Here is an 11912-nt window from a genome sequence, read left to right as displayed (position 1 = left end):
TTGTGGGAACTGGCCGAAATCTATGAAATTTTCGGTGAAGCCTTTTCCCGCAGGGATCAAGGTTCAGGTCATGGTGCTGACACCAAGGGCAGCCTTTGCGGGCATCATGGGCATTTTTGATAACGAATTGAAAATAAGTGATTTTTCAAGAGGCTGTTTGAAAAAGTCAGGCTCGATAACATCCTGAAATTATAAAGGTTTTTGGTGAAGCTTTTTCCAAAAAGCTTCAGAAGACGCCGCCTTTTTCGATCAAAAGGCGGCACCCAAAAACTTTTCCTGTTTTTTATCCAATGAGTTGTTTTCAAACACTCTCCAAGCGCCAGTATCCTGAGGCAAGGCTTTTTGAAAATTTCACTGAAAGTTATATTATTTCAGTGGGTTATTTGCCCTGTCTGTACAAATGCGCTGTGGGCGTTGTGGCATGTCCCGTCCCGACGCGCTTCAGTCGATCGCGTCGCTTGCCCTGTCCATTGCGGCGTTCATCGCCCGCACCCCTGCGTCGGGTCCATCGGGGTGGGACCAGACCGCACTGATGACCGCCAGGAAATCAGCGCCGGCATGTACCAGAGGCCCGCAATTTTCGGGGGTGATCCCCCCGATGGCGACAACAGGCAGTTCCATCATCGTACTCCACCATGCCAGCAGGTCGGTGCCTGCGCGCACGCTGGTTTCCTTGGAGGGGGAGGGAAAGAACGCGCCGAATGCGATGTAATCCGCCCCGCCTTCGCCTGCATGCATGGCCATGTCACGACTGTCATAGCACGAGACCCCAAGTTGCAGGTCATCGCCCAGCATGCGGCGTGCATCTTCCACCGACATGTCATCCATGCCGACATGCGCACCATCACAGCCGGTATCGCGGGCAAGGTCGGGCCGGTCATTGAGGATGAAGGCCACGTCGCGTTCATGCGCCGTCGGGCGCAGCACGTCGATCGCGCGGCGGATCGTGTCGTCTGGCACGTCCTTCAGCCGTAGCTGCACCGCAGCCACAGGCCCGGCGTCCAGCGCGCGTGCGAGCAGGGGGGCGAATTGCGTGGGGTCGAGCGACTCGGGCGTCACAAGATAGAGCTGGCAATCGGTCATGGTGGCCCGATCATATGGCGCACATGCGCCGTGGGGAACAGTCCCCCTGTTTCTGGGCGCGCCTTGGCCGGGATATGAAAATCACATTCAGGCAAAGAATCGAAAGCTGCCATCGGTCCGGGGAAAAGATCAGGAGCCAGATTTTATCGTTTGATAGGAGCCTATTATAAAAATCCTGGCGATTTATGGCTTGTGGGGAAACCGGCTGTGCGGGGTGTGGCGCAGGTAGTTCCGTATGCCCCCCGCCGGGTCATCCCCCGTGATGACATGCGCGTCCGGCCGTCCACGCAGGCACCATCCCCCCGTCACCTGTGCCAGTATGCCGAGTGCCATATGCTGGGTGCAGGCATGGTCGATGATGACCCCCGCCAGTCCCGCACGCAGCCCTTCGGCCGCGCGCCCCGCCGACATGCCACAGTCCAGGAACGCAGGGACGGGCATGTGCGCCGTCAGCGCCCGCCACCATCCCACCCCCATGAAACACCCCGCATCGGGAGGGGACAGTAGCGCGCATGCCGGGAGGGGGGCGTGCATGTCGCTTTCGTTCAGGATGGCGCGCAGCAACGTGGCCTCGTCATGCGTGGACATGACGATGAAATGACGCGGATACGCAAAATTGTCATGATTAGCGATCATGCTTGACGTTCAGACGTCACCGGGCGATCTGTTGCAAGGGACCAGGGCAGGAAATTATGAAGGATGAACGTGTCCAATACTGACACAACGCAGGCGGGGCGGGAAGCATCCGTATCCGCGCATGACGGGGCGCGCGATCCCGCCGACCGGCTGGAACAGGCGCTGACGCGTATCGCCTTTGCCATTGAATGTCGCGAAGAAGGAACCTGGCCGCCGGCTGGTTCCGTGCCGTCCCCCACGACGCAGCCCACCGATCCGGGGATCGACCTGCAGGCGTTGGCCGCGAATATTGACGCCCTGATCGCACGGGTGCGCGACGCGCTGTCCGATGGGGGGGCGGCAACCGTGATTGCGGACATAAAGGGCAAATGACGATGGGACAGGTCACAGTACGCATCAACGGCTATTCCTACAGCGTCGGGTGTGAAGAGGGGCAGGAACAGCACCTGCAGGCCATGGCGCAGGAAGTGGAGCGTCGAATCGACCGTATCCGTGCGATTGGTGGGCATAGTGGCGAAGGACGGCTGCTTGCGCTGGCGGCGTTGCTGATGGCGGACGAGATCCATGACCTGACGGCGGAAAAGATGTCCGCCGATACCGCCCACCAGCTTGCGCAGGGACGTCAGGCCAGGATCGAGAACGAACGCCGTCGCGATCAGCTTGAACATCTCGTGGAACGTGCGGAAAATATTGCAGCCGCCCTCGAACATGACTAGATAGCAGGTGCGGGGCTGCCGGATGCGTCAGGCAAAAATCAACCCCTGGGCCGATAAGCACTTCCTAAGGGGGCTGGCACTGTCGTGATCGTGGTCACGTTACCTGGCACCCACCTGCACCTGCAGGTCCGGGAGGGCTGATAAGGCCAACGGTCATGGTGGCTCCGTAATTCTCATGACGATACCGCACGATACCGATCCCCCCGCGCTTGCGGGGGCCAAGGCCCGGTTGCGCCAGCACTGCCGTGCGATGCGCGAAGGTGCATCCCCCACCATGGCGCAGGAACAGGCATTGCGGGCGGGGATCGCGGCACGGGTCGATACCTTGTCACCCGGCAGTGCTGTCGCGCTGGTCTGGCCCTTGCCCGGTGAACTTGACCTGCGTCCGCTGTTTGGCGTGTTGCATGGGCGGGGGTACCGCGTGCTTTTGCCCTTTACGCCGCCTCGGGGGCAGCCTCTTTCCTTTCATCACTGGCATCCGGGCGTGACGATGTGCAATGGCCGGTTTGCAACAAGGCATCCCGATGGCCATGCCTATGTGCCCGACATGGTGTTTGTGCCGCTGCTGGCCTTTGACCGGCGGGGCGGGCGGCTGGGATATGGTGGGGGATATTATGATCGCACGCTGGCGCGCCTGCCCCATGCGGTTGCGATCGGTTATGGACTCGCCGCGCAGGAGGTCGCGCAGATCCCCATGGGCGTGCATGATGTGCCGCTGTCGGGCATTGTCACGGATCGTGAATGGATCAGGTACATCGCGGGTCATGTGGATGGACCGGCGCGGGATTGAATGGAAGAAAAGGTCAGGTTTTTTGAGGATACTGTTTCTGGGCGATATCGTGGGCCGCGTCGGGCGCGAAGCGGTCATCAGCCGCCTGCCGGGATTGCGTGCCGAACTGTCGCTGGACCTTGTGGTGGTTAACGGGGAAAACGCCAGCCATGGCTTCGGCCTGTCACCCGCCATCGGACAGGACCTGTTCAATGCCGGGGCGGATGTCATCACGTTGGGCAACCATAGTTGGGACCGGCGGGACATGATCGGCCATATCGACGCCGAACCGCGCATCATCCGTCCCGCCAACTATCCCCCCGGCACGCCGGGACAGGGCAGTGTGGTCGTTCCACTGGTCAACGGGCACAAGGCACTCGTCATCAGTGTCATGGGACGTCAGTTCATGGATGCGATGGATGACCCGTTCCGTGCCGTGTCGGACATTCTGTCGCGCCATCGCCTTGGTGTTACGGTGCAGGCCATCATTGTCGATGTCCATGCCGAGGCGACGAGCGAGAAATGGGCCATGGGGCATGTCTGTGATGGTCGCGTGTCGCTGGTGATCGGCACCCATACCCATACGCCCACGGCCGACCATCGTATCTTTCCCAAGGGCACGGCCTTTCAGACCGATGCGGGGATGTGCGGTGATTATGACAGTGTGATCGGCATGGGCAAGGATGCCGCCATCGCACGTTTCGTGCGTAAGATGCCCGGCGAACGCCTGCAACCGGCAGAAGGTGACGCCAGCATCGCGGGCATGATGGTGGAAACCGACGACGCCACCGGTCTGGCGCGGCGGATGGCCCCGGTGCGGTTGGGTGGTCATCTGGCGCAGACCATGCCGGATTTCTGATACGAAACAAAAATATTAGAGAGTGTTTGAAAACAACATACCGATTAAGGAATGGAAAAGTTTGGGGTGTGATTTTTCGCGGGGCTTTGAAAGCCGTTGCCTTTTCGACAAAAGATGCACCCCAAAACTTTATGAGGCTGTTTGAAAAGTCAGACTCGATAACATACGGAAATCATAAAAGTTTTTGGTGAAGCTTTTTCCAAAAAGCTTCGAAAGACGCCGCCTTTTTCGATCAAAAGGCGGCACCCAAAAACTTTTCCTGTTTTTCAAACACTCTCTATGAGTCCAGACGTTTGCGAACCCCATATTTCAGGCAGCCACCTGACAGGGCGCGCAAGGGGCGGCGTCATTGCTGCCAAGGTGGTACAGGATAACCGCACGGGGATCCATTAACGAAAGGCCGGTTCGTCAAAGCCACGCAGCTTGCGCGAATGCAGTCGGTCGACGCCCTGCGCGCGCAATTGCCGCATGGTTTCGATCCCCACGATCAGGTGCTGACGCACGCGTTCGCGGTAGAAGGCATTGGCCATGCCACGCAGCTTCACCTCCCCATGCAGGGGTTTGTCCGATACGCACAAAAGCGTGCCATAGGGGACGCGAAAACGGAAACCGTTGGCCGCGATGGTGGCTGATTCCATGTCCACCGCAATGGCCCGTGTCATGTTGATGCGCGTGAACAGTGCTTCGAGCCGGAGTTCCCAGTTGCGGTTGTCCGTGGTCATGACCGTGCCGGTGCGCAGCCGGGTCTTGAGTTCCGCATCATGCAGGCCCGTCACCCGTTCGGCCACGTCCTGCAACGCCATCTGGACTTCCGCGATGGGGGGGACGGGCACCCATGGGGGCAGATCCTCGTCCAGTACATTGTCATCGCGCAGATAACCATGCGCCAGCACATAATCGCCCAACCGCTGTGTCCGGCGCAGCCCGGCGCAATGGCCCACCATCAGCCAGCAATGCGGGCGTAGTACGGCCAGATGGTCGGTAATCGTTTTCGCATTGGCCGGCCCGACCCCGATATTGACCAGCGTGATGCCATCGCCATCCGGGCGACACAGGTGATAGGCCGGCATCTGCGGCAGGCTGCCTGCGCCACCGGGGGCGTCAGGTGTGCCGCCCTTGTGATGGGTGACGCCGCCGGGTTCGACAAAGGCGTCATATTCCCCCCCTGAATCGACCTGTGCGTGCCCATAATCGCGAAAGGCGTCCACATAACGCTGGTAATTGGTCAGCAGGATGAAACGCTGGAAATGGCGGGGGGCGGTGCCGGTATAATGATGCAGCCGGGCCAGAGAATAATCGGTGCGTTCGGCGGTGAACAGCGCCAGCGGACGCGGTGTGCCCGGACGCGGCACCTGTTCACAGTTGGCGATCGAATCGTCCGTCATCCACAGGTCGGGCAGCGCGAAATGCTGTTGCAGCCAGGCCATGTCCCCTTCGGTCAGGGAGGTCACGGCATCTTCCATGACATAGGACAGGGGGATGGGCCGCCGCGAACGCCCCACCAGCACGGGCTGGTGATAATGGCGCAGCAGGATGTCGATCTGTTCGCGCCAGTACTCGCGGTACAGGTGGGGATGTGTCAGCGTCGTGCCATAAAAACCGCTTTCAAGCACGATATCAAAGGGCGGACGCGGCATGTCGGCCGACAGCCCCCCTTCCTGCGCAAAGGCGAGATAGGGGTAAACCCCTTGCGCAAGGTGGCTGGTATCGCGCGCGGCAAAAGCATCGCGCAGCAATTGCGCCGCCGCATCATACAGTTCGGTAATCCGTGCAACGGCGGCGTCCGCGTTGTCAAAGCTTTCGAAATCGGTTCCGACTTCGTCAAGCAGGCGCATCGTCGTGGGCGTCATGGCGGCGTTTTTCCCTTCCATCTTATGGAAACTATGAAGAGGACGGAAAAAACAATCAACTAACGCGCAGGCATGCAGGCCGGAGGGGAGCATGCCCTATTGGGTATCGCCGTTTTGAAAGGGGGGGGGGCGTGCTGGGGGCCGTTTCACCAAGGGCTTTTATCTTTGGCACGCTGTTCGGAAATGCCCGGTTGGGAAGGAATGGAAAAAAACTCTTGGGATGTGTGCTTTTTAAAAAGATGCTGTCTTTCGAAATTCGGGGGGATAAAGCGTCGTCAGGAAATTTCATGAATCCAGCAGGTTGCCGGTTCTGTCCTTTCAAGACGTCCCCGATGAAATTATCGCTGAAAACAGTCGGTTAGAGAGTGTTTGAAAACAAGTCATTGATAAGAAAGAGAAGTTTTTGGGTGTCGCCTTTCGATCGAAAAAGGCGGCGTCTTCTGAAGCTTTTTGGAAAAAGCTTCACCAAAAACCCTTATAATTTCAGTATGTTATCTATCCTGACTTTTCAAACAGTCTCTTAATGGCGAATCAGGATATAATTGATCGTCAGGTCGATATCGAAATGGTCGCCCGACATATCTGGTGGCACAGGGGGAAGCTGCGCATTGCGGAACATCCCCGTGGTTGCGGCATCAAGATAGTACGATCCTGACTGCCCCGTCAGGCGTACTTTCGCCACCTGCCCATTGCGATCCAGCACCACATGCACCGATGACGGCCCTTCCTCGCCCGCGCGGGCGGCGTCTTCGGGATAGTACATATGGCTGCGTATCCACTGGTCAAGTTCAGAGGCGTAATCGTCGCTTACGCCATGGATCTGCGTATTGGTGGAGTACGGGGCATTGATCCTTCCGTTGCTGACCAGTGGGCCGACGGACAGGTCGATGGGCGATCCCGAACCGCCCGCGCGGCCATGGCGGGTGCGGTGTGGCAATGGTGATGGTGCGAATGATAGGTCCATGGGCGAATGCAGCGATGAATGCGACTTGCTGGCGGACTGATGGCGTGGCTGCGGTGCCGGGTGGCTGGAATGGCCAGGACTCTGCATGCCGGGATTGAACTGCTTTTGCTCCTGCGACTGGGGCACGGACAGGTCGGATGGCGCCTGCGTCAGCGGTGGCGAAGACGGGGTCTCTGGCGTCGGGATGTTTGGCGCGGGGGACGAATCCTCGCTCTGGTCCTTGGCGGCTGTGGCACTTTCGGATGCGCTGTGCTGGCTTTCCTGCTTTGGTGCGTCCGCACCCCCCGCCATGTCGGGCGAGGATTGCCCCTCCATCCCGCTGGAGGAAGGGGGGGAAAACACCATTTCCACCTGTGGGGATTCAGAGGAGGAGGACGGATCGCCATGCGGGTTGTGATGGGCTGAGCTGATGATGATCGCCGCCAGCAAGGCCGCATGCAGCATCGCGGATACGGCCGAGGCCTTGACCGCCCCCGGTTCTTCAAGCGTATCGGGGCGGATCAGGCCGGACGTGACAGGATGAAGGTTGCGATAGCCCGTCGGACGCGGGACGACCTCACGCGATTCAAGGCGTTCATTTTCGCGGCTGTTCGGACGGGACGGCGCGGCAGGCGGCGGGGCGGCAGGACGGTCCGATCCGTCCCCGCGCGGGATCAGTACGGGTTCCACGGCATGGCGGTACCGGGAAGAAGGACTGAGTGTCACCGTCATGAAAGGGCGCGTTTCTCCGCCTTGGGGATGTCATGGTCGCAACGACAGGTGGCCGTCACTATCGTGCCATGACCTGTCCCAGCTTGTCAGCATAACTGCGGGGACAGGTCACGATGTCAAGAGCGATGCCGCACATCGCGCGCCATTGGTGGCTTTTCAATACGATCCGACAAAATTTTCGAGCAGTTCGGCAAAGCGTCCGGGATTTTCGACATGCAGCCAGTGTCCGGCTTTCTCAATCAGTTCCAGGCGGTAATTCGGGAACAGTCTGCGCATCGTCATGAAATGTTCTGGGCGGATATAGGGCGAATTCTCCCCCGCTAGGAACAGCGTCGGCCCAGGATAGCTGTAGCCTTCGGGGATATAGGGCCAGCTTTCGACATTGGGCATCGAGTCCACGATGTCACGCAGCCCGATAGACCAGCCCGGGTTTTCGCCCACGCGGATGTTTTGCAGCATCAGCGCACGGACATCGGCGTTGGGAATGTAATGCTGCAACAGCAGGTCCGCCCCGGCACGATTCAGGAAGGGCGGGAAGGCGACATGCAGCATCTGTTCGCCAAGCCCGAACTGCCCATGGCCGGTACGCGCGGGTGGGATATCCGCGACAAGCAGGCTGTGGACCATTCCCGGCCGCATCAGCGCCAGCGTCATCGCGACCTTGCCCCCCATGGAATGACCCACCAGCGTCGCGGGCAGCGCATTATGATGGGCCAGTGTTTCCAGCAGGTCGGCCGACATCGTATTGTAATCCATCGCCCCGTGCGGGCTTTCGCCATGATTGCGCAGGTCGATCGCCAGCGTGCGGCGCGTGCGCGCCAGCCTGCGCTGGAAAAAACCAAGGTTGCGTGCCCGTCCGAACAGTCCGTGCAGCAGAACGACCGGCGGTCGCCCCGCATCCTGTCCCGATGCTTCCTCCGGACCGCGTTCAATCACATTCAGTAGCACCGCGATTACCTTGTCCTGGTTCAAGAGGTCTGGAGATTCAGGATGATTTTCCCGGAATGCGTTCCATTTTCCATCAGCTTATGGGCATCCACGACCTGCGCAAAGGGGAAGGTGGCGTGGATCAGCGGGCGGATGGTCTTTTTTTCCAGAAGTGGCCACGCATGCTGGTGCAATTGCCGTGCGATTTCCGCCTTATACGCCGTATCGCGTGGACGCAGTGTCGTGCCCGTCACCACTAGCCGCCGCGTCATGATACGGGCCAGCCCCACATTTTCCGCCCGTGCGCCGCCCTGTAAAGCAATGATGACCAGTCGCCCATCCGGTGCAAGGCAGCGCAGGTTGCGTTCAAGATAGGCGCCCCCGACCATATCAAGGATGATATCCACCCCACGCCCGTCAGTCAGTTCAGCGATACGGGCGACGAAATCGTCCTCATGATAATTTATGGCCGCCTCGGCCCCGATGGTGGTGCATAATTCGCACTTTGCCGCTGTGCCTGCCGTGACATAGGGAATGCCCCCCATCTGACGCACAAGCTGTATGGCCACGGTGCCGATGCCACTGCTGCCGCCATGGACCAGTACCCGATCGCCTGCGCGCAGATGCGCGGTCATGAACAGGTTGGACCAGACGGTGAAGAATGTTTCCGGCAGGGCGGCGGCGTGGAGTGCATCAAACCCCACCGGCCATGGCAGGCACTGTCCGGCTGGCACCACGCAGTACTGCGCGTACCCACCCCCGTTGGACAGGGCACAGACGCGTGCGCCAATGGCGGGAAAGGCGTCATCGGCAATGCCGGGGCCACGGGCGATGACTTCGCCCGCAATCTCCAGCCCCAGCAGCGGGCTTGCCCCCGGGGGTGGGGGATACAGCCCCTTGCGTTGCATGATGTCGGGACGGTTGACACCGGCGGCCATGACACGCACCAGCACTTCGCCCCTGCCGGGCGTAGGGGTGGGCACCTCGCTGATTGCCATGACATCGGGGGGGCCGGGTTCGGCATAGGTGACGGCCTGCATCATGACCGGAAGGGTGGGGTTCATGGTCGTCCTTTCGTCCGTATCGTACGCATGGCAGGAAACGCACCCCGGTGACAGCCTGGTCTGAAACGGGCGCAACAGGGATGTGCATCCGCACGGCAGCCATCGGGGAATATCCCTGTGGGGGATAGCATATCGTGCGCCGGTATTATGCCCCGATCACGCCCCCGCCCGATGACATGTCCGCGTGCAGGGTGACTGCCCCCATCTTTGGCCGTGTCGTTCTGTGTGACGCATAACGCTGTGTCCGCAGGTGGGTTCGTGCAGGGGGGCAGGGGGCAGCGATGTTCAGGATGGGGCCTTCGGCAAAGGGCGTGCTGATGGTGTGTCTCAGTGCTCTGCCCGGAAACCCGCCAGAGGATATTGCCCCTTGGGAACCATGATCTGTTCCTGACAACAGGGGGCAGGATGTTATTTAAGATAACATACTGAAAATAATACAATTTCTGTGAATATTTTTCAAACAGCTTCGAGAAGCACCGGTTTTCCGAACATAGGCGAGCTGTGGCAAAGACGATATCTGGAAACCTCAGAGACTGTTTGAAAAGTCAGGCGCGATAACGCACTGAAATTATAAAGGTTTTTGGTGAAGCTTTTTCTAAAAAGCTTCAGAAAGACGCTGCCTTTTTCGATCAAAAGGCGGCACCCGAAAACTTTTCCTGTTTTTTATCAAGGATTTGTTTTCAAACACACTCTCTCAGTGTCGCATCCAGCGGTTCGCAGCGATTCCCAATGGTGCGCATGAAAAAAGGCGCCGGGATCGTGTGATCCCGACGCCTTTTGCATCACGTCGCGGCAGGTGCGCGCCGTATGGTCATCAGACCGAGTAGTACATCTCGAACTCGGCCGGGTGCGGGGTGTGTTCGAACTTGAACACTTCTTCCCACTTGATCGTGCAATAGCTTTCGATCTGGTCCTTGGTGAACACGCCACCGGCCAGAAGGAATTCGTGGTCTTCTTCCAGTGCCTTGAGCGCATCACGCAGCGAACCGGCAACAGTCGGGATCTGCTTCAGTTCCTCGGGGGGGAGGTCATACAGGTCCTTGTCCATCGCGTCGCCCGGATGGATCTTGTTCTTGATGCCGTCGATGCCCGCCATCAGCATGGCCGCGAACGCAAGATAGGGATTCGCGGTCGGATCGGGGAAGCGGACCTCGACGCGCTTGGCCTTCGGGCTGGTCGCATACGGGATGCGGCACGATGCCGAACGGTTACGCGCGGAATAGGCCAGAAGCACGGGGGCTTCGAAGCCGGGGATCAGGCGCTTGTAGGAATTGGTGGACGGGTTCGTGAACGCATTGAGCGCCTTGGCGTGCTTGATGATGCCGCCGATATAGTACAGCGCCTCGTCCGACAGGTCGGCATAACCATTGCCAGCAAAGGTCGGCTTGCCTGCTTTCCAGATCGACTGGTGGACATGCATGCCCGACCCGTTGTCGCCATAGATCGGCTTCGGCATGAATGTTGCCGTCTTGCCATAGGAATGGGCGACGTTATGCACGCAGTACTTGTAGATCTGCATGAAGTCGGCCGAACGGACCAGCGTGTCGAACTTGGTGCCCAGCTCATGCTGTGACTGTGCGACTTCGTGGTGGTGCTTTTCGATCGGCAGGCCCATTTCGCCCATCGTGGTCAGCATTTCGGCGCGCAGGTCGCCTTCGCTGTCCACCGGGGCAACCGGGAAATACCCGCCCTTGACACCCGGGCGGTGGCCCATGTTGCCTTCGGGATAGTCCTTGAGCGACGCGTCGGGGCCTTCGATGCTTTCAAGCTCGTACTTGCCATAGTTCGGGCCGGTGCCGAAGCGCACGCTGTCGAAGATGAAGAATTCGGCTTCGGGGCCGAAGAACGCCGTATCGCCCAGGCCGGTGGACTTCAGGTACTGTTCCGCCAGCTTTGCCGTCGCGCGCGGGTCGCGGTTATAGAACTGCCCGGTGGAGGGTTCCACGATGTCGCAGATCAGGATCAGTTGCGGCTTGGCCGAGAACGGGTCCATGACCGCCGTCGTCGGGTCGGGCAGCAGGATCATGTCGCTTTCGTTGATGGCCTTCCATCCCGCGATGGACGAACCGTCGAACATGAACCCTTCGCGGAAGGTATCTTCCTCGATGGTGGTGACATACTGGGTGGTGTGATGCCACTTGCCGCGCGGATCGGTGAAACGCAGGTCCACCATCTCGACAGCGTTTTCCTTGATCAGGCTGAAGACCTTGGCGACTGCTTCAGCCGAAACGTCGGAGGTCGGGGAAGAAGGGGTACCCGATGCTTTTTTTGGCATTGTTCTCTACCTGCCTATGGTGAACGGTCCCGCAAGAAATGATGCGGACACCGAAACG

At 59.5% G+C, this 11912-nt stretch carries 12 protein-coding genes and 1 other RNA gene; 6 read left to right on the top strand and 7 right to left on the bottom strand.

From position 1 onward, the window contains the following. Positions 1 to 34: 34 nt before the first annotated feature. A complete protein-coding gene (locus IFJ82_RS15110) occupies positions 35 to 187 on the top strand; it encodes a hypothetical protein (protein ID WP_192265099.1) in 153 nt (50 codons plus the stop codon). 254 nt (positions 188 to 441) lie between these two features. Here the strand turns inward: IFJ82_RS15110 and thiE are convergent, their stop codons facing one another. Continuing rightward, positions 442 to 1083 (bottom strand): thiamine phosphate synthase, encoded by a 642-nt coding sequence (gene thiE / locus IFJ82_RS15105; RefSeq protein ID WP_192265097.1) that lies wholly within the window; start codon positions 1081 to 1083, stop codon positions 442 to 444. A 183-nt stretch (positions 1084 to 1266) separates the two neighbouring features. Further along, positions 1267 to 1719: a hypothetical protein gene (locus IFJ82_RS15100; RefSeq protein WP_062808509.1), complete on the bottom strand. Its 453-nt coding sequence runs from the start codon at positions 1717 to 1719 to the stop codon at positions 1267 to 1269. Positions 1720 to 1782: 63 nt separating this feature from the next. Between IFJ82_RS15100 and IFJ82_RS15095 the strand changes: the two genes are divergently transcribed. The 5 genes from IFJ82_RS15095 (at position 1783) to IFJ82_RS15075 (ending at position 4063) form a co-directional block, all read left to right on the top strand. Further along, positions 1783 to 2091, top strand: coding sequence for a hypothetical protein (locus IFJ82_RS15095; RefSeq protein ID WP_003617351.1), 309 nt, complete (start codon positions 1783 to 1785; stop codon positions 2089 to 2091). Between the two features lie 2 nt (positions 2092 to 2093). Further along, positions 2094 to 2435 (top strand): cell division protein ZapA, encoded by a 342-nt coding sequence (locus IFJ82_RS15090; protein ID WP_040511332.1) that lies wholly within the window; start codon positions 2094 to 2096, stop codon positions 2433 to 2435. Between the two features lie 9 nt (positions 2436 to 2444). Then, positions 2445 to 2604, top strand: a non-coding RNA gene (gene ssrS / locus IFJ82_RS15085) — 6S RNA. Positions 2605 to 2610: 6 nt separating this feature from the next. After that, a complete protein-coding gene (locus IFJ82_RS15080) occupies positions 2611 to 3225 on the top strand; it encodes a 5-formyltetrahydrofolate cyclo-ligase (RefSeq protein ID WP_192265095.1) in 615 nt (204 codons plus the stop codon). Positions 3226 to 3247: 22 nt separating this feature from the next. Further along, on the top strand, positions 3248 to 4063 hold the full coding sequence (locus IFJ82_RS15075; RefSeq protein ID WP_003617356.1) for a TIGR00282 family metallophosphoesterase: 816 nt from the start codon (positions 3248 to 3250) through the stop codon (positions 4061 to 4063). A 389-nt stretch (positions 4064 to 4452) separates the two neighbouring features. Here IFJ82_RS15075 and IFJ82_RS15070 read toward each other — a convergent pair whose 3' ends face one another. From IFJ82_RS15070 to glnA, 5 genes are all read right to left on the bottom strand, one after another. Beyond that, positions 4453 to 5913, bottom strand: a complete 1461-nt coding sequence (locus tag IFJ82_RS15070; RefSeq protein ID WP_225578708.1) for an AMP nucleosidase — start codon at positions 5911 to 5913, stop codon at positions 4453 to 4455. Between the two features lie 520 nt (positions 5914 to 6433). Next, the gene (locus IFJ82_RS15065) at positions 6434 to 7588 is read right to left on the bottom strand and encodes an energy transducer TonB (protein WP_192265093.1); all 1155 of its coding nucleotides are present in this window, start codon (positions 7586 to 7588) and stop codon (positions 6434 to 6436) included. 156 nt (positions 7589 to 7744) lie between these two features. Continuing rightward, entirely contained in the window at positions 7745 to 8536 is a 792-nt protein-coding gene (locus IFJ82_RS15060) for an alpha/beta fold hydrolase (RefSeq protein WP_040511335.1), read from the bottom strand. A gap of 20 nt (positions 8537 to 8556) precedes the next feature. After that, entirely contained in the window at positions 8557 to 9579 is a 1023-nt protein-coding gene (locus tag IFJ82_RS15055) for an NAD(P)H-quinone oxidoreductase (RefSeq protein ID WP_003617363.1), read from the bottom strand. 814 nt (positions 9580 to 10393) lie between these two features. After that, on the bottom strand, positions 10394 to 11854 hold the full coding sequence (glnA, locus tag IFJ82_RS15050; protein ID WP_003617364.1) for a type I glutamate--ammonia ligase: 1461 nt from the start codon (positions 11852 to 11854) through the stop codon (positions 10394 to 10396). Between the last annotated feature and the right edge of the window lie 58 nt (positions 11855 to 11912).

Source organism: Novacetimonas hansenii (assembly GCF_014843995.1).
In the GTDB taxonomy this organism is placed as follows: domain Bacteria; phylum Pseudomonadota; class Alphaproteobacteria; order Acetobacterales; family Acetobacteraceae; genus Novacetimonas; species Novacetimonas hansenii.
This window is presented reverse-complemented; position numbering and strand designations above follow the sequence as displayed.

Excerpts from the sequence above, each read along its gene's own strand:
- thiE (WP_192265097.1), bottom strand. The coding sequence starts at position 1,083 with ATGACCGATTGCCAGCTCTATCTTGTGACGCCCGAGTCGCTCGACCCC.
- IFJ82_RS15100 (WP_062808509.1), bottom strand. The coding sequence starts at position 1,719 with ATGATCGCTAATCATGACAATTTTGCGTATCCGCGTCATTTCATCGTC.
- IFJ82_RS15095 (WP_003617351.1), top strand. The coding sequence starts at position 1,783 with ATGAACGTGTCCAATACTGACACAACGCAGGCGGGGCGGGAAGCATCC.
- IFJ82_RS15090 (WP_040511332.1), top strand. The coding sequence starts at position 2,094 with ATGGGACAGGTCACAGTACGCATCAACGGCTATTCCTACAGCGTCGGG.
- IFJ82_RS15080 (WP_192265095.1), top strand. The coding sequence starts at position 2,611 with ATGACGATACCGCACGATACCGATCCCCCCGCGCTTGCGGGGGCCAAG.
- IFJ82_RS15070 (WP_225578708.1), bottom strand. The coding sequence starts at position 5,913 with ATGACGCCCACGACGATGCGCCTGCTTGACGAAGTCGGAACCGATTTC.
- IFJ82_RS15065 (WP_192265093.1), bottom strand. The coding sequence starts at position 7,588 with ATGACGGTGACACTCAGTCCTTCTTCCCGGTACCGCCATGCCGTGGAA.
- IFJ82_RS15055 (WP_003617363.1), bottom strand. The coding sequence starts at position 9,579 with ATGAACCCCACCCTTCCGGTCATGATGCAGGCCGTCACCTATGCCGAA.
- glnA (WP_003617364.1), bottom strand. The coding sequence starts at position 11,854 with ATGCCAAAAAAAGCATCGGGTACCCCTTCTTCCCCGACCTCCGACGTT.